Raw genomic sequence first — 20,811 nt, forward strand, 5'->3', positions numbered from 1 at the left:
ACGCCCTGTCTATGACGGGCATGTCAGCTGGAGAAATGCCCATAGCCGATAGCGACACAGCTGAAGACGCCCTGTCTATGACGGGCATGTCAGCTGGGTTTCGGCATCAAAAGGCTTCATAGCCGCTGAAGACGCCCTGTCTATGACGGGCATGTCAGCTTTAAAGGAAAAGCCCTTCCCCTCATGGCGAGGGAAAGGGCTGAGGCGCTATGGTGTGATGTTTAGAAGCGATAGTCTAGGGAGATGACGCCATGCCATTGGTCGTCTTGTGTGCGATGATGGGATGGCATCATGACATAGTCGACGCCGACCTTGAGGGATGTCTGCTGTTCTTTGCCCCATGCTCTGCCATAGCGTATCCCCAGCGTCAATTCCCTTCCCTGTGGGGTGATGTCATAGCGGTTGCTCTGTTGTGTCGTCTGTCTGAGGCTATTGCGCATGGGCACATAGGAAATCTCAGCCTGTCCCTTTTCCACCCGCATGTCTTGTCCTATGTGGACGAGGATGTTATCGTCCTCTGTGAGCACATCTTGTCCCCATATGCCTACAGCAAACGATGTCGTCACGGCCTCTAAGCGCGATAACACCATAGGATTATGCCGAGTCACACTATGTCCCCCATAGATGCTGACCCATAATTGCCATGTGCGTCCCATGAACTCCTCCATGAACGTTATGGGATGTCTTCCTTGTAGGCCCATAAAGAGTGTTTGGCTTGTCCCCAGTTGCCACACGCCTGAGCCATAGGACGACAGAAAACGTCCTTGTTCTGCCATATAGCCTCCTTGCCACCGCCACTGCCCCTGCTCTTGTTTCTGCCCCTGTCCCTGTGATGATGACGTCACATAGTCCACCATGGACAGCTGTGCCGCTCGTCTATTCCGTGCTGTCATAACGCCAATATGGCCGCCTTGTGCCAAAGGATAGACGAGGCCGACGCCTACGACGCCTATGCCATCCCCCATCATGTCTAAATAGGGATTGGTGAAGGCGTCAGTCTGTCCCCATGCGTCATGCGCGTCATGGCTCGTGCTGTCTGTCCATAGGGAATCTGTCCCCATGCCCCACCCATAGGAGAGAGGCATGGCATAAGAGGCCCTCACCCCTACCATCTTGCCAAAGGTGAGGTCGACCATCATGCGCGCGCTCATAGGCGTGTTCTTGTCATCAAGGGACAGACGTCCGTGCTGTGGGAAGGGCTGTGTCTTGAGAGGGATGTATCCCATGTCCCATCGATAGCCCACCATGTCGTGCGCCATCTGTCCGTTGATACGTTCATAGGCGATGTTGTCGGCATGGAGGGAGGCAACCATCGCCTCAAGGGCGCGCCCTTCATGAGCCATGACAGAGACCATAGAGCGCATATCGAGGGCTTCTTTATGGATATTAAAGGGGTTATGTTCTGTCCATGCCACATCTGTTGAGTCGAAAAATGACAATGTATCGTCAAGGGACGCCATGCCATCGCCAAAGGCGGTATGGAGATGCAAGCGGCCAAGGGCATCGAACAGCATGGTACCATCTTTGTCAGCGATTCGTTGATAATGGGAAGAACAGAGTCCGCCGCCTATAATGATACGAAGACCTTCGATGTTACAGAAGGCGCTTCCTAAGACTCTTTCACCGATAGCCTCAGAGAGCTTTTGCTGGCCATCGTCATTGTTCTCTTGTGGCGCTGGTGGGCCACGTCCGCTACTATCTCTATCTCGCGGCGGCGTTGGATTGAGCATAGCGCATGCGACATGGGTTGAGCGGTCATTGCCGATAATAGTGCCTGATGCCGGCATCTGCCCACTAAAGAGGGGCATACGTGTAAAGGGGCGTGATGCGCATGCTAAATCCAGCAATCCATGCCCATGCCGACGCATGGCGTAGTCGTTCCTGCGGTCGCCATCGAGATCAAAGCGTTTGTCGGCCGTGAGGAGAATGCGTTCCACCAATTCGCGAGACTCTATTTGCACGCTTTCGGCGTTAAAGGCATCTTGTAGAATGGCAATGCCTCCCGCCACCAACGCGGCGGCGGCATTGGCGGAGACAATGCTTTCACTGGAGAGACGATGTTCATAGCCTTGTGCGCCTTTCACGCGGTAGCGGTAGCGTCCGGGGGCGGCGATACAGAATCCCTTTGCCACCGTGCCACAAGACGTCTGTCCGTCCTCTACGGCCACGACAGTGAGTGAGAGTGGGCGTATGGCCTCAGAGAAGGCGGGAAGCCCTGCCATCAGCCCCACATCACTGGGCGCGCTTCCTCCTACCAATTGGTGAGGGTCTGATGCGGCGAAGACATAAATATCGTGTGTCGTGGCGCGCCGGGCGCCAGCATGCGCATCATCTGTCAATCCCGCCTCTAATGCCTCGAGGATGTTATGCCTCCCGTGTCCATAGAGGGCATGCACAGCGTCCAAGCCTTCGTCTTCATCGCGCATAAACAAAGCGTGGTAATGGGCAAGATTGTTTTGCCTCTCATGGCGTATTGTATTCTCTAGGAGGACAATGTTGCGGGTCAGGTCTGGGAGACGTCTTGCGGTATCGATGCCTCGCGCCCGATAGATAAGGTCTATGGCATTAAAGGCGTCATTCCCTATGCGCGGTGTGGACAAGAAACGCATCGATGCGCTCGGGGCGACGCCATGGATATTTGCTGCCAGCCTGTCATTGTCAGTGCTTCGGTGGGGGTCCATCAAGCCATTGACAAGGGCCAGCATGCCCATATGTTGAGGCGTTGCCGCCTTGAGTGTTTGTGGTGCCAGCAATGCTGTGCTATCCCCTCTGTCATTCTGTCCTTGTAGGCTTGTGTCCGTATTCGTGACGATTTGGTAGGACTCGATATTGCCTTGTCCTTGTCCGTAGACTCTTCCTATGACATGGTAGGAAGAGGCGTCATCACCATGGGTGAGAAAAATACGTCCTTGTGCCCGATATTCCCTTTGTCCTATGGTGGTGATATCCATCACCTCTCTTAGGATATTGAGGGATATATCGGACGTGTCACTGCCACTGAGACGTTGGTAAAAGGCATCGAGAAAGGCTTGTCGCCTACGTCCAGCCACAGAAGCCACGTCGCCGCCAAGGAGGTCTTGCCTTGCCAATTGGTCTAGGGGCATGGATGTGTCCTCTGTGCCGTCTGTATGGCGGAGGGCGAGGTTTATGGGGAGAGAGAAAAATCCTTGCGAGATAGCATCGGTGATGAATCCATCGTTATAAAAGACGACATGGTCCATGTGGTCGCCTGCGAACATGGTCTCTAGCAATTGAGACGCTGTTCTCTCTTGGTCGAGACGCACCATAAAGCGCGCTAATGTCTGGTAATCATCGGTATGGGCGCTACTGAATTCGGGGTGGGTCGGGTCAAAGAGATGGTTGCTGATAACGCTGATAGAGGCGCCTTTTCCTGTGTTGAATTGGAGCGCATCAATGGTCTCGCCAGTGACGCGGTCTGGATGGGCGCGCACATAGGCTTGGGCAACGCCAATTCTGGCGAAAGAGGGTGTATTTTGGTATTCCACGCGCAATTTTTCTTGTAGACTGCTTGTTGCTGTCGTCATGCCTGTGGCGCCTGTGAAAAATTCTGTCCTTGTGGTGTCTTCGCTTGAAGACAACGTTCCTTGTGCCGATGACGTGCGTGTGACGGGAAGACAACGGCGCTCTCCTCCCTCATCATCATAGGTCAGCCCTGCCTCAAGGCATTGCTGTCTCGTTATGCATTGTCCATGGGCGCGCTCACCGATGTTTTGGCCGCTACGATTGAGGGTTATCTCATCCCCCAGAGAGGTGCAGTCGCGCGCTGTGCCGCTTATGCCTCCTAACACACAGACGTCGCCAAAGGCTTTTCCCCTCGGTGCTGTCGATGCGATACCGTTATCTTGGAAACAGACGTCTCTATCGATGCATTGATATGTGGATGCCGTATTGAGGGCAATTTTTCCCGCTCCACAGGCGCTCGTGCTGTCGTTCTCGTCACTGACGATACAACGGGGCATATCACCTGTCTCATAGACTCGCGCCACACCATCAGAGGCGCAATGGCGCGCATCAGGCGTGAGACATCGGTTATTGGCGACAATCTCCCTATCACCACATGCGAGCACACAGGAAGAGCCTTGGCTGTCGAGCAATTGTCCTCCATCGTCATGACACGCCGCTGCGCGCTCATCGACAGTGTTTTCCTCATGCAAGACACATGCGCCAGCGACAACGGCGCGCCGTGACGTGGGAACGAGGCAATCAGCAATGGAGATACAATTGCCATGTGGGCGCGCGCCAATGGCTGAGCCTGTGGCGTTATAGACATACAAGCCCACCCCATCACGTCTGTCCCTCGTTCCCGCGCATGTTGTGGCAGAGGCAGACACGCACCCTCTGTTCTCGACGCCATGGCCCGCGTCGACACAACGCTCGATAGGCACACACACATTGTCATGTGTCCCTAAAATCCCACTACGGATATACCCAGCGGCACACGCCATGGCATCGGCAACACAGCGGGCATGGCCAATGCGCTCTTCAAACACTTGTCCGCCCCGATAGGCGCAGCTCGATGGTGACGCATCAGAACATCGCAAGAGCCTCCCATCATCGAGACTCAAGGGAGAAATCCCCTCACCAACGGCACAAGAAGCAACGCAACCATCGCCAGCTCTGTTCAAAAAATAATTGTCAGGGCATGCCGCAAGACGCGCTGCCGTCGATGTGTGTTGAGTCATATGGAGACAACGGGCATCCTCAATGATAAAACCCGCCATGGTCTCACATGACAGACGTGTTTGGCAGCGGGACGCGCTATGGTCTAAGAGGCGCTTTAGCATGCCACATTGCTGTTCCGTAGGCGCGTCAGAACATAGCCTCCTATCGGCATCATAGCCTTGAGCAACGGGACAGAGGAAGGCACTGACACAGCGATTATCGATGAGGGCATCGCCCATAGAGCATGCGCTGGCGAGACGTCTCTCTTCACATGCCGTCCCGCGCACCAAGAAGCCCGCCATGTCCGTGCATGCTGTTTGTGTGATACATTGTGGCATAGCGCTTTCCTCAAAACCCACCACATAGTCGGCATTGGTGCATGCAGAGCTCAGCACGCATTGCCCATCATCCCTATCGCCGAGACGCTCGCCAGTGCCATTATAAATTCCTCCCGTGCCAACGCATGATGTGGGCGATGCGGAGACACATTGACGCGATGCACGATCTACACCACGTCCCGCTATGGTGCGACAGGATTCTTGAGGCAAGCACACATGGGCAAGGTCGGCAAAATCGCCAACGCCAAGTCCCGTGCCACGAACAGAAGAGGGAGGGCACTGGTCAATGGTCGCCACACACCGCCCGCCTTCCCCTTGTCGGTCTAGGAGGCGCATGATAGATGCACATTGGCGCGCTGTGGGTGTTGAGACGCATGTTTTTGTGGCCTCATCATAGCCATAGGGATTGGGGCAATGTGTGGCGGCGTCTCGGCATTGCCCATCAAAGACAGCCTCGCTATCCCCGCATGCGGTAGCAGTGGCGACACATGATGTCCCGTTTTTATGGAGAATGCGTCCAATGGTGGTGCATTGTGTGGCGGTTGTGGGTGTTGAGACGCATGTTTTCGTGGCCTCATCATAGCCATAGGGGTTAGGGCAATGTGTAGCGGCGTCTCGGCATTGCCCGTCAAAGACAGCCTCGCCATGTCCACACTGAGTCCCGTGGGCGACACATGCTGTGCCTAGGTGATTGAGAATCCTGTGGATGGCGACACATTCATCAGTCGTCGGGCTTGCGGTGCAAAGCCGTGTTTCTTGCTGATACCCTTGGGCGGCGGGGCAGCGCGTTGCCTCTTGACATCGTCCTTCCATGAAGGCGTCGCCTTCCGCGCATGGGACATCGTTGCCTATCTCAACCTGTTCGCCCATATGCATCATCATCATGCTGACATTGTCGGAGCATGCCACACAGAGCAGGAGGGGCATATAAAGAGACAAGCGCGTCAGCCTCTGGTGTCTTCTGGGGGCGGCTGTTCTTGTGGATTTTTTCGTGAGTCTTGCTATGGTGAGGCGGTGGACATGGGGAAGAAAAAGACGTTGCAACATGGTCGTAATTCTATAGTCTGTTCGTCTGAGATAGAGGCGTCGATAAACGGGGCGTAGCGCAGCCTGGTGAGCGCGTCCGTCTGGGGGACGGGAGGTCGGAGGTTCAAATCCTCTCGCCCCGACCAAAGCTGGGAGAGGTGGCAGAGTGGTCGAATGCGCTGGTCTCGAAAACCGGTATGGGGGCAACCCCATCGAGGGTTCGAATCCCTCCCTCTCCGCACGAGACACACGCATGATGCATGCGCCCCCTCCGCACCCATTTAGTGACGACTGCACCCCCTGTATGTCATAAAAAGACGAAGCGCGATGTTCTCGCTTGTCCTATCCCTCGTGCCAAGGGCGACACTGACTACATGAGGTGATGTAGGCGGTATTTTTCTAGGTAAGGCTTCAGAGTGAAATAGGTCTCGCTATAATTCTCTGAGAGCTTGGCGAATTCAGCGATTCGCCTTAGTTCTGCCTCTGCCAATTTTTTTCCATCACGGGAGGCATACCCGTCTCTTTCCTTCAGCATGACGCAAAAGTCATAGATGATGGCCTTTTCCTTATGCGGGCTTTTCCTGAGGATTCGTCCCCGTCTTTGGATGAATTGGCGGGAATTTCTCGTACTGGCGAGAATAAACGCTGTCTTACATGCGGGGATATCGACACCTTCATCTAAACATTTCATGGCCACCAAGGCATGGATGTCGCCATCCTTAAAATCATCCAAAATGCCCTCCCTTTCCTTTTTGTTTTGCGCCGCCGTGAATTGACTGGTTCGCCATCCATGCCTATGCGCTATCTTCTGTATGGCGCTAATGTGCTTGACATCGTCCTGTCCATCGTCCGCGCTCTCACCTTCTAACGTCCCTTCAGCACAATAAAACAGGGTGTATTTGATAGGTTTTTTTATGTCCCTGAGTATGTCTGCTAGTTTTGTTCTTTTGCTTTCTGCTCCATTGACGACCTGTGTTCGTTTCCTCAACAGCGTGTTGAGACGCATACGGGCCTGTTGACTGTTCCCCGTATCACCTGAATTTTCGAGGATGGCGTATAGACGGGCTATCTCTTTTGAGAGGGTTATATAGTCCTCTGTTTCGGCATGGTTGAGTTCTGTGAGCATAGGATAATAGTCATAGGGCGTGAGCACGCCATCATCGAGGGCATCTTTCAGGGAATATGTGGAGACGACTTTGCCATAATAGCGGTTGATACGATGGGCGCTTTCGTCCTCCTCATCTTGTTCCTCTCTCCGTGTCCCAGGGGTGGCGGACAATCCCATGCGAAATCGCGCCTTGGCGGGCAGAGATTGCGCTGTTCTGTCAGCGCCATGGTGATGGCACTCATCGCCAATGAACAAGAAGGGGATGTTCTCCTTGAGCCTCTGTAGCTGGCCTAGAAATGTGCCCTTTGGCGATGTCAATGTGGCATTGACGACGATGGCAACACAGAGGTCAATATGACCCCGATGGAGGGCTGATATGTTCCTGTCTAACCTGTCGCGCCATGTCTTTTCACCGCCATAGCACATGATGGGATGGAGCTTGAAGAGCCGCATATTCTCTGCCCATTGCTCGGCAAGGTTCTGGTAAGGGACGGACACAACCACGAACAAACGTTTTTTCTCTTCATAGAGTTCTACAGCGCCATAAATTGCGGTGATGGTTTTGCCAGAGCCTGTGGCATGCTCAAAGATCCCATGGTCATTGTTTCTTTTCCATGATTCCAAAGCGTCCCTTTGGTGCGGTCTTAGTTGGATACCCCCACGTCTCTTTTCTTGGTCTTGCGGGGGAGGGGGGGACTCGCCTGTATCATACCATGCCTGCCATAGAGCGATTTCGTCCTGTATGCTCGGGCGGTGAATGGATGATTGTGACAGCACGTTTTGCGCTATGGATGAAAAATCGATGACATGCGTGTCTTTCGCTCGGTTGTGCCATAGGTCATCGAAACTGGTGATATGTGGTTCATAGTGGTCTTTAAATTCATGACGCCAGCCCTTAAACACATTGATTGTTTCATAGTTGAACGGGAGTAAAGCACTGAGGGTTTCATTGGCAGAGCCCTGAAAGACGATAAAATCGTCATGTGTATCCCTAAAGATACCAATTTTCTGGTGGTGTATGCCATGTCGTCTCAGGGCGATCTTGACATCGAGGGCGCGTTCCCGCACCATCCATGTCAGCACATTGAGCTGATGTTTAAAGAGGTCTGAGTCGTCGCTTTGAACGATACGGCGAAAATCATGCTCTAGCCTCTCTTTGATGGGACGTACGTCATATCCCTTTTTGATGGCTTGGTATTCCTCCTCGCTGAGGGTGGCGCCACAGACAAGGCGCATGTACCCTCCGTTTTCGATAAAGACGGCAAGGCCACTGGCGGCGCTCGTCAGCATCTTGGCATCGAAATACCCAACGGCGCGGTCATAAGACACGGCATGGGAGAGGATGGGGATGTAAAAGTCGGTGAGGATATTATCCTGTTCCGAATTATAGACGGCCTTGAGGGTGACGTCTCTCAGCATCTTACGACTCTGCTGGTTTGTCGTCTGTGGACTCTGTGGGTTTATCGTCTGTGTCCGTGGCGGGTTCTTCTTGCTTGGACGTCTCAGACAGATACCCGTCTTCTTTCAATCCTTTGATGATGGCGTGGGCAAGGGTGTCTCCATACCCTTTTTTCACCCATGTCGCTAAAATGTTGAGCCCTCGATGGGCATACTCCTCAAAAATTTGCTCCATACCTTTGTTCCTCTCCTGAGAGGCTTTCCCCTCGTCTGACGTGTCGTCGAGAATGGAGATGTCTTGCGTATCAGCCAGAGCAGTGATGAAGATGTAGTCATGGAGATCATCAGCGGCAAAATCATACCACTGTATTCTATCCTTTCCAGAGGAGTCGGCAGGCAGGGAGTCTGGTGGTACGCCGTCCTGATAGCCGAGGAGGGCGGCATAGCAGAGCAGCTCTCTATATGACTGGAAAATGGCGACCTTGCTTCCTCCTTGCTTCCTCGTCAATCCCTGCATGAGGGGTAGGTGTTTTTTATCAAAGTATATTGGACGCATGACGGGCACTCTCTTTATCTGATTTTCTCAATGCGTGTCATGTTTCTTTCGCAACCATAAAGGGTTGTTTTAATGCGCTTGCCATCTGGCAATATAAGGATGTCATCGGGCTTATCGCCCTGTTCTCCTTTATTTTCAACAATGAGCGCATATTGAGCACCGATTCTTCCCTTGAGCGCGCCTAACACGTCCTCGTCGCCTTGGGAGCTAGAGACGAGGATGACGACCTGTTGGGCCATCTGAGGCAAAAATGTCGCCGTTGCCTTACGATAAGAAGGGTCGAGATTCCCAAAAGGCGAATCCAGGAAAAGGGGCGCCACCGTGCCGGGCTTGAGGAATGTGTCTGTATTGTCATGCCTATCCGCCGAGAATTTGACGAGGGCCGCCATGAATGCCAAACTGAGGAGTTGCTTCTCACCGCCACTCTTGCCGACTGGCGCGCCTGTGTCTTTTCTAAACATGCTCAATCTAAAGGACTCGTCTAGAGACGCCTCGTATTCTCGCCGCGCCGTCTCGTCAAGGATGGCATTGATGTCTTGGATGATGGTGTGACGTGATTCCTCACGATATGTCGTGAGTTCTGTGTTGAGGCGGGCGCATGCCGCCTCAATGAGGGCGACCCATGCGCATGCCATCACATACGCCCGGTCGTCCCTGCCTTTCCCCTTCTTTTTCGCCAGACTCTGGTTCGCGAAGGCTATATCCTTTTCAACATCGGCGCATTTCTGTTCCAACCTCCCAAGTTGTTTAAAGGTGCTTTTGATCCTGTCCTTGGTCTTCCGCAATTCATCTTCTTTTTTGGTAATCTCTTTATGACTCAAACCCCTTATCTTTTTGCCACATGCTTTAATTCCTCTTTCTATCTCGTCGATATCGCTGTCTAATAAGATCATTGCACCCGCTATCTTGTCATACGCAGATTGCGCTGACGAGCGTTTTTCTTTGAGCTCACCTGATCGCAGCTTTATTCGAAGCCAGCGGTCATTCATGGTTTTTGTCGCAGCATTCACGAGCAGTTCTCGAATTGCTTTCTCTTCATCTGAACCAGGCTCGAAGGGCCTGCCACAGATGCATACGCCCCGTTTAAGAATCTCTTTGACAAAAAATTCTGCAATGTCGCTCGGTAATTTCCCGTCGTCCTCGGCTTTCTTAGTGACTGTCTCGCACTCTTCCATAGCCCGTTGCGACAGCAAGGCAATGCTATAATCACTAATCCATGCAATTTCCTCACGCTCCTTGTGTGACCGTTCTTTTTTCTTGTCTTTCAGGTCCTTCTCAAGACGTTCTCTCTTTTCTTGGATGACTCTTACTTTATCGATGTCTTTCAGCTCCTGTTCGATGCTTTTTTGCTTATCTTCTTCAACCTTTAACTGTCCTTTCAAGCCAGCGATCTCTTCTGAAAGTTTCTTCCTCTGTTCCTTTAGGTCATTAATTTTTTTCTGGTCCTTTTTCGTTTTATCATCGTTCGCGTTGATTTCCGCAATCTCTCGCTCTTTCGTTTCAGCGATAGCCTTGAGGTTATCCTTGGCATGGTTGGCTTTATGACAGCCGAGCATGTGCTCGATGGCTTTCTTGACATGTTCTGTATTATCTTGACTAGAGAAATATTCAGCATGTTCGCCATCAAAAAAGAAGTGGTTAGCCATCTCATCTGGTATGACAGCGTCAACGAGTGGCTGGGGGTACGGCATAACGTTACCATTGCCATCAGCAATGTCCCACGCCTTTAGCGTCATCTCCCCGCTATGGTCTATACGCCTCTTTACATCATAGTCCTTGTCTTTATGCTCAAAAGACACGGTGACGGACGCATGCTCCGCCCCTTCCTCTCTCGCTTGGTCACAGATAATTCTCTCTTTGAATTCAGTGCGTGCCGTCATGCGCCCATGGAAGCACCAGAGTAGGGCATTGAGCAGGGCGGTCTTGCCAACGCCATTCTCGGCATGAATGAGGGTGACATTCCTCTCCTCATCTGTGGACAGGGTGAACTCCTGTTCCCCGTAGAATTGCCTGAAGTTTTCTAAAGAAATGGTCTCTAACCGCATGGTATAATCCTATTTGGACATCTCCTTATATGCCTGTGACACCACGAATTCGATCCGTTTTCTTATCTCCCTTAGTCTCACTGAGTCGCCAGTTCCGGGCTCATACGGCTCGTCCTCCAGCTTCATTATATGGGTCAGGAGGATTTCAACCCACCCCTTACTTGTGACGCGTTCTATAAGGGCATTGAGCATGGAATTCTCGGGGTCTTGTGGCAAAGGTAAATCTTGTGACATGGGCGCTCTCCCGTCTCTTGATGGTTGGCATGGCTGAGGCGCAATGCTCGCAAGGCACTCAACCTATGATAGCACAAGTGTAAAGAGGGGGTGACGTTGATTCAACCATTTTTTCATTGACCCTTTTGACCTTTTTGACCCATGAGCCCGCCTATTTTGATTTTGCTAAAATGCTGTCATGGCATTAGGATGGGGACACAAAGAGAGGGCGGGGCGTTATCATGCCTCCGTGGCGGAATTGGTAGACGCGACGGACTCAAAATCCGTTTCTCGCAAGAGAGTGCCCGTTCGAGTCGGGCCGGAGGTACCAAACATCATGCGCGCCACTTAGGCACACGCCAACCATAGAGACACCAACCAAAAATAGATAAGATACACAACATATATATGTCGTCCTTCCTTTCTCTCGTCATCGTCCAAGGGCTGTTCTTTGTCTATATGCTCAAGGGGGGTATACGCTTAGGCTATGCCTTGCTTCTACCCTTTACGAACATACACCTTGACCCTATTTATCCCGCCAGCACCAGCCTCTTCGAACAGCATAAAAAGGCCGATGAATTATGGCTTGTGCTTGCCTTTTTTGCTCTTCTCACCCTCAGTGACGCATGGCGTGGGCTTATGCCAATCCTCCAAGCTCCCCTCTTGTCGCTCCTCTTGTTTTTCTGTCTTCACTACGCCTTGTTATTGTTGGAAAGACAACAGAGAAAAACGACCCGTTTCCCCGTCATCGCCTGTTGTCTCGCCGCCAATGCCCTCGTCATCACATCCCTGCTGACATACATTGTCATCGTCGTGGCGGGATTAGAACGGGTGACAGATATTCCCGCCCATATCCTTGTCCTTGTGGCGCTTTTTCTCACGACACCATCCTTATGTATCATGCTCGCTGTCCAGAGATTGCCAAAATCGCCCTTCGTGGATCGCCTCTCCCTCGGCATTGTCTTGTTTCTCTGTATGCTCCTGCCTGTTATCAGCTTGCTCCCCATACAAAGCGCCGACACATTGTGGCATCAATTGCCTCTGGCTGTGCCTCTCGCCCTTATCCCTTTTTTCTTGTGCGTGAATGCTGTCGCCCTTGTGGCAAGCATCAAGGCAAGGCTCGCCCATCCACCCTATCCGACTCTGTGCGCCCCTCCTTTCCTCGCCTATAGTTTCTCGCTTCTCACCTTTATCGGTCTCGGTATCACGCTACAAACACCCCATCATCACGCCATCGACCAAGCCTCTCTTACGCCATCCTCAACCATATCCTTATGGGCGCTGCTGTTTATTATTGCCTCTGTCATCGTCCTCTTATGGTGGGAAGAGACATCGAGACGCATGCGCCTCCTGCGCGTCTTCCACAGACTAGGCCTCACATCGCCCTTCCGCTTCCTATGGAAAGAAGGGAAGAGATAAAAAGGACTGAATGACAGCGACATTAAGAATGTCGATAAAGAACGCGCCTACAAGAGGCACGATGAGAAAGGCTTGTTGAGACGCCCCGTAACGCTCGCTGAGCGCGCCCATGTTAGAGACGGCTGTGGGCGTCGCCCCTAAACCAAAGCCACAATGACCGCCAGCGACAACAGCCGCATCATAATGCGTCGCCATCACCCGCCCCATGACACGATAGGTGATGACCTGAGCATAGACCGCCATCATGACGACTTGTCCCGCTAAAATAACGAGCATGGGAAGGGCGAGATGCACCAATTCGCCTACATTTAGCGCCATAATGGCAGACGCCAGAAAAAGACCCAGAGAAACACGCGCAATAATATCGAGAATAGGAAGCTCAAGCACAGGGATATGGGCAATATCACAGCTGTTACGAATGATAATGCCCGCCATAATGACCCACACAAACGTTGGAATTGTCAGCGTGCTGTCCGTCCCCTCCATCCACGTATCCATCCACCCCGCAAAGAGAACACAGAGCAAAATAACAAACATATGCACTAAAAACCCTTGAATGCCCGGACTCGGCATCATCTCTCTGCTCGTAAAGAACATGGATGTCACGGACTGAGGTGAGTCGCGTGTGTCGCCTGTCTTCTCGGTCGTAGGCTTTAACCCGTGACGTTGGATGAGGCGTTGTGCCACAGGACCACCCAGCAAGCCTCCCGCCACCAAACCAAAGGTTGCCGCCGCTAGTGAGATTTCTTTTGCCCCTTGCAAACCATATGTCTCCTCGAAAAGCGCGCTCCACGCTAATCCCGTCCCATGACCTCCAGAGAGTGTCACCGAGCCACCAATGAGACCAACGGCTGGATGGACGTCCATGAGCCATGCGAGGACAATACCCACGCTATTTTGCATCACTAAAAGCCCCGTGGCGATGAGGAGAAAAAGAGGAATATGCGAACCGCCTTGAAGTAAGAGCTTATAACTTGCGCCTAAACCCACTGTAGCGAAAAAACTCAGCATCAAGACATCCTTGACGGATTCATCAAATGTTATCACCATGAGGCCCGACTGCACGAACGCACTCACCAAGAGAGATGCCATAAGACCGCCAGCAATGGCCGCGGGAATGTTGTTCTCCCTCAGCCAAGGTATGCGCGCGACCAAAACCCTCCCCAAGAATAAAACGGGGAAAGCGAGCGTCAAAGTCTCTATAAAGGTGAATGCCATAGACAAAGAGTGTAGAGGGGGAGCGTACAGGGTCAAGAGAACATCTAACCTATATAATCGTTTCCTTGAAGAGGCAAGGATATCATGGAAGAAAGCACGTCAACGGTCAAGACAACACGCCCCCATACAGGCGCATTGTCTGGTATGACCGTCCTTGACATGACACGCGTCCTCGCAGGACCTACATGCACGCAGATTCTTGGCGACCTTGGCGCTGACATTCTGAAAATAGAACGTCCCATCCATGGCGATGATTCTCGCGCCATGGGACCGCCCTATGCTGATGCCCATGCCGACAATCCCCAAGAGAGCGCCTATTTTATCAGCGTCAATCGCAATAAACGTTCCCTTGCGCTCAATCTTACCCAACCCCAAGGACAGGCGATCGCCCGCCAACTCATGGCGAAAAGCGATATTGTTGTCGAAAATTTCCGAAAAGGAGTCACCGAACGCTGGCAACTGGATTATAGCACGGCATGCCGTCATCACCCCCATATCATCTATTGTTCGCTCAGTGGCTTTGGACGCACAGGACCCTATGCAGACCGAGGTGGCTATGATTTCCTCATACAAGCAATGGGAGGACTCATGAGTATCACTGGCGACGTCCATGGAACACCCATGAAAGCCAGCGGCGGACTCATCGATGTGCTCACAGGACTCTACGCATCGACAGCGATCCTTGCGGCTCTTCACCACCGCCAACGCACAGGACAAGGGCAACATATCGATATGGCGCTCTTTGATACCCAAATAGCCTATCTAGGATATATCGCCCAATCCTATCTCATGTCGAAGGAGATGCCACAACGCTACGGCAATAGCCATCCCACCATTGTGCCATACCAACTCTTTCACGCTCAAGACGAACCCATCATCCTTGCCATCGGTAGCGACCTCCAATTCCAGCGATTCTGTCATTATGCGCAATGTGACGCCCTCGCCCAAGACAAGCGATTCGCAACGAATGCAACGCGTGTCCAACATAGGCAAGAATTGATAGGACAGCTCCAACATATCATAAAACAGCACAACGCCCAGTATTGGTGTGAAGGGCTCACACAATGCCACGTCCCATGCTCACATATACGGGCTATTCCCGATGTCCTCAAAGACCCGCAGGCACAGGCGCGCCATATGGTGCGCCATATGCCTTATCAACCATCGGGACATGCCAAACAAGAGACCTTGCCCTTTATCGCCTCGCCCATGACAATGGAGAAAACACCCATCCAATATCGACATCCTCCGCCCCGTTGTGGCGAACAGAGCAACGCCATCCTCAAAGAGTATCTTGGCATGACGGATAAGGACATCACGCGCCTCATAGAGGACGGGATCGTCTCCTCGCCTTCACAGAAGAGATAAAGACAACGATAGGAACGATTTTTCCAAATTTCTGTTGACAGCCTCTCTCTTAAACTCTATCTATAGGACACACGGGGATGTTGCCGTCCGCAGTCGTGTGGCGCATCATGTGTTCCCCGTCATTATGCTCTCCGGGCCCACCCTGCCCCCCCCAGGGTCCGGGGGGCACTTTTTTTAAAGGCAAGGGCGGGAGGGGCTTTACGACTCTCGTAACAAGGCATTGAGGGATGTTTTGCGTCGAGTCTGCGCATCTACCTTCTTGACGATCACAGCCACATTGAGAGAGGGCAAACGCACATCGTCTGTGGAGGCGTGTGGCGCTGGCAAACTGCCCGGAACGATCACCGAATAGGGAGGCACTTCGCCATAGGTGATGTCGCCTGTTGCCCTATCGACAATCTTCGTCGATGCGCCCAGATAGACACCCATGGCAAGAACACTTCCCTGCCCCACACGGACGCCTTCCGCTATCTCACAGCGCGCACCAATAAAACAATCATCTTCGATAATAACGGGAGTCGCCTGTAAAGGCTCTAACACGCCACCAATCCCTGCCCCCCCTGATATATGGCAATTATTGCCAATGTGCGCACAAGAGCCCACTGTCGCCCATGTGTCCACCATCGTTCCCGTTCCCACATAGGCGCCGATATTGATAAAACATGGCATAAGAACAGCCTGACGCCCGATATAGGCGCCACGGCGAATGATAGAGCCCGGCACAGCGCGAAATCCATGACGTCTCCATGTCGCCTCGTCCCAGCCACTTGTCTTGAGAGGCACTTTGTCGAACCACTGCCCTGCCACGCCACCGCCTCGAAGGTCATGGCCAAAGGACAGAACACGGCTCTCTTCTATGGTGAAAGAGAGGAGAATGGCTTTTTTCACCCATTGATGAACGCGCCAACCACCTTCCTCATGGGTTGCCACCCTGAGAACGCCTTCATCGAGGAGGTCAATGGTCTGACGCACCGCATCGACGGCGTCCTTGTCCAGCGAGGAAGAGGCATGGTCATAGGCGCGCTCTACCCGTCGTTGTATATCCCTATAGCGCTCACTCTTATGATGACTTGTGGCTGTCATGCTCCTGTCGTCATGGTATCGCTCGCCCCTTAGGGTGAGCATGGCGTGTGTTTGATAATGGTGCCCGCCCCATGTTCTGTGAAAATCTCCAATAAGAGGGCATGAGGCTTACGCCCATCCAAGATGACGGCAGCCTCTACCCCTTGTTCTACCGCACGGAGACACGTGTCGACTTTGGGAATCATCCCGCCATGGATTGTGCCATCTCGCATATAGGTTCGCGCCTGTTCGATATCGAGCGTTGGCATGATCGCCCCTCCTTTATCCTTGATTCCTTGCACATCTGTCAACAGCATAAAACGTTTTGCCCTCAAAGCAACGGCAATGGCGCCAGCCGCCGTGTCAGCATTGATATTATACGTAAGGCCATCATCGCCCGATGCAACGGGAGCAATGACGGGAATGACACCTTGTCCCCCCAATATCGTTAAAATATCAGGGTTGACATCGTGAGGCTCGCCCACAAAACCTAAATCCAAGACGTTCTCAATATGCGATTCATGGTCGCGCTTTTTATGTGTCACCTTTTTTGCTGTCATCAATCGCCCATCTTTGCCAGATATGCCTATGACGTTCCCCCCCGCATGGTGAATGAGAGAAACAATCTCTTTGTTGATAGTACCCGCTAAAACCATCTCGACAATGAGCGCTGTCTCCTTGTCCGTGATACGCAAGCCATCGATGAACGCGCTCTTGATTTTGAGACGCTCTAACATCGCACCGATCTGCGGCCCGCCCCCATGCACGATGAAAGGACAAATACCGATATGTTGGAGCAAAATAATGTCTGTGGCGAATGTATCCATGAGGTTCTTGTCGCCCATGACAGCACCCCCCAATTTGATGACAAAGTTCTTCCCTCGATGTAGACGCATGTAGGGAAGGGCTTTGGCAAGGATACGCGCCTCTTCATGGGGCGATACGGCTGACGGAGACGCTGGCATTGGCAGACCTCACATAGATAAAGCCCTTGGGGATGACGCCATCGGGGATGACGCCCTGATGGCAATCTGTCGCCTCAGAGTCGAGAGCCCCTCTTTGCTCTTCACACTGACGGCGCATATGGTCGTGAGGGGAGGCGCTGAGGAACGTATCGGGGACAGAGAGGAGCGCATCACATGCTGGTGTGTCTCGATAGACTTTTTGCATGTGTCAAGGTCCTTTGCCTTATCACATTTCGTCATGACAATATGATAAGGAACAGCGTGTTCACACAGCCATGCGACAATCCCTTGGTCTGTCTTGTGTATGCCATGACGCCCGTCCACAAGGAGAAAGAGACAGCATAATGTCTCACGCCTTAAGAGATAATGTTGCCCTAGCATGCTCAAGGCGCTGGCGTGTTTTTTCCCTATTCCTGCATACCCATAGCCCGGCATGTCCACGAGGCGCACATTCATGTGCGCATGCTCGTAAAAATGGAGAGCGCGGGTACATCCGGGCTTTGTCGATGTCGGCGCAAGAGTCTTCCTATAGAGCAACGCATTGAGCAAACTCGATTTTCCCACATTGGAACGCCCTAAAAAGGCTATTTCCCGATGACTGGGATGGGGTGCCATCGACATATGGGTCGCCCGTCTCACCATCGTCCATGCATCCTTAGCAAAGAGAGAACGCACCGTCATAGACGGCGACGTGGGGAGAGGGGGATGGCTTATGCGTATGGCATGCTGTTCCATCATGAGTCTCATGAGCTCTTTGTGACACGTCCCGCCATGGGTGTGTTCTTTTCGAGGCGACGATTCAACATATATTGCTGAAGAATCGAGAGGATATTCGTCCATGCCCAATAAATCACCAAGCCTGCGGGAAAAGATGCGGTGAAAATCGTCACGAGGGGAGGAAGAAGAGCAAAGACTTTTTGTTGGATAGGGTCGGCAGGTTGAGGATTCATTTTTTGCTGAAGATACATGGTCACGCCCATGATGATAGGCCAAAGCCCGATATGAAACCATGTGGGTGGCTGCCATGGCAAGAGCCCGAAGAGCGTAAAGATATTCGTGGGGTCGCGCGCTGAGAGGTCATGCACCCACCCAAAAAATGGTTGATGACGCATCTCGATAGAGACAAAAAGCACCTTGTAGAGGGCAAAAAAGATAGGCAACTGAACGAGCATAGGGAGACAGCCCGCTGCTGGTTGCAGTTGGCGTTTTTGGTACATGGCAACGAGCTCTTGATTCATCTTCACCTTGTCGGATGCGTAGCGTTCTCGAATTTTTTGGATCTCAGGTTGGGCAAGGCGCAAATCATGCATGGCGCGGAAGGATTTGTTTGCCAACGGATAGAGAAGAAGACGCAACAGCACCGTGAAAAAGAGAATGGCAAGTCCAAAATTGTTGAACCATGCGTGAAAGATATTAAGGAGGTGAAAGGTTGGCTTTGTGAGGAAATAAAACCAGCCAAAATCCACCGCTAAATCAAAGTGGGTAATGTGTAATCTTTTTTCCACAGACTCGATGATGTCCAATTCTTTGGCGCCAGCAAAGCCATAACTCTTATGGGAGACAGAGTCCCCCGGCGCCACCATGAGGGATGTGCCTACCATGTCGGCTTGATAACGTTGTGTCGGTTGGGGAAGGCTGAGAAAACGCGCATGGACTGTGTGGTCAGAAGCAGGAATCAAGGCGGTGAGCCAGTATTTATCTGTGAGTCCCATCCATCCCTGACGTCCTTCATAGGTGAGCGCCTGACGCTCGCGCATATCAGCATATCCCTCTTCGATGAGCTCACCATCGAGGTAGGCAACAGCGCCCTCATGGAGAATAAAGAAATCAAGGGTCGGCGGCGTCCCATGGCGCGATATAAGACTATAGGGAGCAACATGGAGAGGCTTGTCGCTTCTGTTATCAATCTTTTGCGTGATGGTAAAGAGGTAGTCGTCATCCACCTCGATGATGTGGGTATAGTGGATATTGTCGGGACTCGTCCATGTGAGGGTGATGGGTTGGCTGTCGGTGAGGGTCGTGTCGTTGCTCTGCCAGAGAGTCGTATTGTCTGGGGCGCTAGAGGCATGGTGCGTGAGCCATCCATGCTCCATGTAATAGGGGTTGCGACTCTCGAGGGGGTGGAGAAGGGTGATGGGCGCGCTGTCTGCGGCTAAGGATGTCCTGTGGTCTTTCAGTTGAACATGGTCGATGATACCGCCACAGAGGGACACCCCGCCTGAGATTTTCTCTGTCTCGATGGGGATACGTTGCTCTGGGCGACATGGTGTCTGTGAGGGTGTCTGTGCCTGTGTCTGTTGCGTAGAGTCTTGCCTTTGGTCTGCTTGTTGGCGGGGGAGGGACGGGGCATTGTCGAGAGAGGGTTGTGGCTCTGGCGGCGGCACAACATCTCTTTTCTGCTGATTATTGTAGATGTCAAAGGCGATCAAGATAAGGAAAGAGAGGATCGCTGCCAAAAGGAGGTTGGTTTGGTCGTTCATTGTCGTGCTTTGGTCTTTTGGCGTGGGGGAAGGGGATCATACTGGTATCCGCATGTCGACGTTGTGAAAGGATGGCAACGTAGCACACGCCTCATGATGAGCGTCAGGGCTTTCCATGGGCCATGATGGCGGATGGCGTCTTGCGCATAGTGAGAACATGACGGCACAAAACGACAATGAGAGCCTAAGAGAGGCGAGATAAAGCGTTGATACCACCCGATAATCCGTATCAAACAACGTGCAATGAAAGATGGCCGCATGGTGCTATGGCTGGCTGTCGGTTTTTGCCTGTTTTTGCCCGATAGGCCGCGCCCTATGACGCTGGCGGGGGTGCTGGCGGGACGTCTTATGGCGATGGGGTGTGTCTAGGAGGGTCGAGAGCGCCCTCTTGAAGTCGCGCTGCATATGATGAAAAGGGTGTGTGAGACAGGTTTTTCTGGCGATGAGGATAAGAGCGTAACGTTTTGTGGGTGCTCTATGATGGTGAAGTAAGGCGCGCAAACGTCTTTTTGCGCGGTTGCGTTGCACGGCGCCTCCTACCTTGCGGCTGGCAATGACCGCATAGTGGGCATAGGGGACGGGATAAGGCGGAGGAATCAGACAGAGTGCCACAAAAGCAGGCGTCACGTGATTGACGCCATGCTTTTTGACGAGCGCGAAATGGCGCTGTCTTGTGATATGAGGAAGAGCCGCCATGGCATGGGTTGACATCGCTCAGGCGCTGAGGCGTTTGCGTCCTTTCTTCCTTCGTCTGGCGAGGATTTTGCGCCCATTGGCGTCCGCCATTCGTTTGCGGAATCCGTGTCGCCTCTTACGGACGAGACGCGATGGTTGAAAAGTCCGTTTCATGATACAATCTATGCTATGCTGTCCGTCATATCGTCATATGCCGTGACGTTCGATTCACAATGTTGTTACGCTATAAATGGTAG

General features: G+C 52.5%; 15 protein-coding genes, 3 tRNA genes and 1 CRISPR repeat array (1 of these 19 running past the window's edge). Of the genes, 5 read left to right on the forward strand and 13 right to left on the reverse strand.

Features of this window, described 5'->3' with window-relative positions; translation table 11 throughout:
* Positions 1 to 160: a CRISPR direct-repeat array (repeat unit 36 nt; unit sequence GCTGAAGACGCCCTGTCTATGACGGGCATGTCAGCT) (it extends 206 nt beyond the left edge of the window).
* A 61-nt stretch (positions 161 to 221) separates the two neighbouring features.
* The gene (locus GDA54_03695) at positions 222 to 6,068 is read right to left on the reverse strand and encodes a hypothetical protein (protein MBC6497409.1); all 5,847 of its coding nucleotides are present in this window, start codon (positions 6,066 to 6,068) and stop codon (positions 222 to 224) included.
* Between the two features lie 47 nt (positions 6,069 to 6,115).
* Here GDA54_03695 and GDA54_03700 point away from each other — a divergent pair.
* Together GDA54_03700 and GDA54_03705 are read left to right on the forward strand one after the other, a co-directional pair.
* A tRNA-Pro gene (locus tag GDA54_03700) sits at positions 6,116 to 6,193 on the forward strand.
* Between the two features lie 6 nt (positions 6,194 to 6,199).
* Positions 6,200 to 6,286 (forward strand) — tRNA-Ser (locus tag GDA54_03705).
* A 131-nt stretch (positions 6,287 to 6,417) separates the two neighbouring features.
* Here GDA54_03705 and GDA54_03710 read toward each other — a convergent pair.
* From GDA54_03710 to GDA54_03725, 4 genes are read right to left on the reverse strand one after another with little or no spacing between them, the layout of a single operon-like run.
* Positions 6,418 to 8,574: a DEAD/DEAH box helicase family protein gene (locus GDA54_03710; protein ID MBC6497410.1), complete on the reverse strand. Its 2,157-nt coding sequence runs from the start codon at positions 8,572 to 8,574 to the stop codon at positions 6,418 to 6,420.
* A 1-nt stretch (position 8,575) separates the two neighbouring features.
* Entirely contained in the window at positions 8,576 to 9,109 is a 534-nt protein-coding gene (locus GDA54_03715; GenBank protein MBC6497411.1) for a hypothetical protein, read from the reverse strand.
* 14 nt (positions 9,110 to 9,123) lie between these two features.
* Positions 9,124 to 11,154: an AAA family ATPase gene (locus GDA54_03720; GenBank protein ID MBC6497412.1), complete on the reverse strand. Its 2,031-nt coding sequence runs from the start codon at positions 11,152 to 11,154 to the stop codon at positions 9,124 to 9,126.
* A gap of 9 nt (positions 11,155 to 11,163) precedes the next feature.
* Entirely contained in the window at positions 11,164 to 11,388 is a 225-nt protein-coding gene (locus GDA54_03725) for a hypothetical protein (protein MBC6497413.1), read from the reverse strand.
* Between the two features lie 223 nt (positions 11,389 to 11,611).
* On the opposite strand from GDA54_03725, the gene GDA54_03730 reads away from it, so the two are divergent.
* Positions 11,612 to 11,698 (forward strand) — tRNA-Leu (locus tag GDA54_03730).
* Positions 11,699 to 11,775: 77 nt separating this feature from the next.
* Positions 11,776 to 12,786, forward strand: a complete 1,011-nt coding sequence (locus GDA54_03735; protein MBC6497414.1) for a hypothetical protein — start codon at positions 11,776 to 11,778, stop codon at positions 12,784 to 12,786.
* On the opposite strand, the gene gltS is transcribed toward GDA54_03735, so the two are convergent.
* Positions 12,763 to 14,004 carry a sodium/glutamate symporter gene (gltS, locus tag GDA54_03740; GenBank protein MBC6497415.1) on the reverse strand — a complete coding sequence of 414 codons (1,242 nt, stop codon included), beginning with the start codon at positions 14,002 to 14,004 and terminating at the stop codon, positions 12,763 to 12,765. The genes GDA54_03735 and gltS overlap by 24 nt on opposite strands.
* A gap of 84 nt (positions 14,005 to 14,088) precedes the next feature.
* Here gltS and GDA54_03745 point away from each other — a divergent pair, with 84 nt between their 5' ends.
* Complete coding sequence (locus tag GDA54_03745) at positions 14,089 to 15,372, forward strand: CoA transferase (GenBank protein MBC6497416.1); 1,284 nt, start codon at positions 14,089 to 14,091, stop codon at positions 15,370 to 15,372.
* A 198-nt stretch (positions 15,373 to 15,570) separates the two neighbouring features.
* Here the strand turns inward: GDA54_03745 and GDA54_03750 are convergent, their stop codons facing one another.
* The 7 genes from GDA54_03750 to rpmH are packed head-to-tail and all read right to left on the reverse strand — an operon-like array spanning position 15,571 to position 20,728.
* Complete coding sequence (locus GDA54_03750; GenBank protein ID MBC6497417.1) at positions 15,571 to 16,455, reverse strand: 2,3,4,5-tetrahydropyridine-2,6-dicarboxylate N-succinyltransferase; 885 nt, start codon at positions 16,453 to 16,455, stop codon at positions 15,571 to 15,573.
* A 29-nt stretch (positions 16,456 to 16,484) separates the two neighbouring features.
* Positions 16,485 to 17,399, reverse strand: coding sequence for an acetylglutamate kinase (gene argB / locus GDA54_03755; GenBank protein ID MBC6497418.1), 915 nt, complete (start codon positions 17,397 to 17,399; stop codon positions 16,485 to 16,487).
* Positions 17,400 to 17,408: 9 nt separating this feature from the next.
* Positions 17,409 to 18,146: a ribosome biogenesis GTP-binding protein YsxC gene (gene ysxC, locus GDA54_03760; protein MBC6497419.1), complete on the reverse strand. Its 738-nt coding sequence runs from the start codon at positions 18,144 to 18,146 to the stop codon at positions 17,409 to 17,411.
* On the reverse strand, positions 18,143 to 19,855 hold the full coding sequence (yidC, locus tag GDA54_03765) for a membrane protein insertase YidC (protein ID MBC6497420.1): 1,713 nt from the start codon (positions 19,853 to 19,855) through the stop codon (positions 18,143 to 18,145). Before yidC ends, ysxC begins: the two co-directional genes overlap by 4 nt.
* Before the next feature lie 20 nt (positions 19,856 to 19,875).
* Entirely contained in the window at positions 19,876 to 20,139 is a 264-nt protein-coding gene (gene yidD, locus GDA54_03770) for a membrane protein insertion efficiency factor YidD (GenBank protein ID MBC6497421.1), read from the reverse strand.
* Between the two features lie 4 nt (positions 20,140 to 20,143).
* Entirely contained in the window at positions 20,144 to 20,590 is a 447-nt protein-coding gene (gene rnpA / locus GDA54_03775) for a ribonuclease P protein component (GenBank protein ID MBC6497422.1), read from the reverse strand.
* Between the two features lie 3 nt (positions 20,591 to 20,593).
* Complete coding sequence (gene rpmH, locus GDA54_03780) at positions 20,594 to 20,728, reverse strand: 50S ribosomal protein L34 (protein MBC6497423.1); 135 nt, start codon at positions 20,726 to 20,728, stop codon at positions 20,594 to 20,596.
* Positions 20,729 to 20,811: the final 83 nt, after the last annotated feature.

It is taken from the genome of Alphaproteobacteria bacterium GM7ARS4, assembly GCA_014332745.1.
In the GTDB taxonomy this organism is placed as follows: Bacteria; Pseudomonadota; Alphaproteobacteria; order GM7ARS4; family GM7ARS4; genus GM7ARS4.

Excerpts from the sequence above, each read along its gene's own strand:
- GDA54_03720 (MBC6497412.1), bottom strand. The coding sequence starts at position 11,154 with ATGCGGTTAGAGACCATTTCTTTAGAAAACTTCAGGCAATTCTACGGG.
- GDA54_03745 (MBC6497416.1), top strand. The coding sequence starts at position 14,089 with ATGGAAGAAAGCACGTCAACGGTCAAGACAACACGCCCCCATACAGGC.
- gltS (MBC6497415.1), bottom strand. The coding sequence starts at position 14,004 with ATGGCATTCACCTTTATAGAGACTTTGACGCTCGCTTTCCCCGTTTTA.
- yidD (MBC6497421.1), bottom strand. The coding sequence starts at position 20,139 with ATGCGGCCATCTTTCATTGCACGTTGTTTGATACGGATTATCGGGTGG.
- GDA54_03735 (MBC6497414.1), top strand. The coding sequence starts at position 11,776 with ATGTCGTCCTTCCTTTCTCTCGTCATCGTCCAAGGGCTGTTCTTTGTC.
- GDA54_03750 (MBC6497417.1), bottom strand. The coding sequence starts at position 16,455 with ATGACAGCCACAAGTCATCATAAGAGTGAGCGCTATAGGGATATACAA.
- GDA54_03695 (MBC6497409.1), bottom strand. The coding sequence starts at position 6,068 with ATGTTGCAACGTCTTTTTCTTCCCCATGTCCACCGCCTCACCATAGCA.
- argB (MBC6497418.1), bottom strand. The coding sequence starts at position 17,399 with ATGCCAGCGTCTCCGTCAGCCGTATCGCCCCATGAAGAGGCGCGTATC.
- GDA54_03725 (MBC6497413.1), bottom strand. The coding sequence starts at position 11,388 with ATGTCACAAGATTTACCTTTGCCACAAGACCCCGAGAATTCCATGCTC.
- ysxC (MBC6497419.1), bottom strand. The coding sequence starts at position 18,146 with ATGAGACTCATGATGGAACAGCATGCCATACGCATAAGCCATCCCCCT.
- GDA54_03710 (MBC6497410.1), bottom strand. The coding sequence starts at position 8,574 with ATGCTGAGAGACGTCACCCTCAAGGCCGTCTATAATTCGGAACAGGAT.
- rnpA (MBC6497422.1), bottom strand. The coding sequence starts at position 20,590 with ATGTCAACCCATGCCATGGCGGCTCTTCCTCATATCACAAGACAGCGC.
- GDA54_03715 (MBC6497411.1), bottom strand. The coding sequence starts at position 9,109 with ATGCGTCCAATATACTTTGATAAAAAACACCTACCCCTCATGCAGGGA.
- rpmH (MBC6497423.1), bottom strand. The coding sequence starts at position 20,728 with ATGAAACGGACTTTTCAACCATCGCGTCTCGTCCGTAAGAGGCGACAC.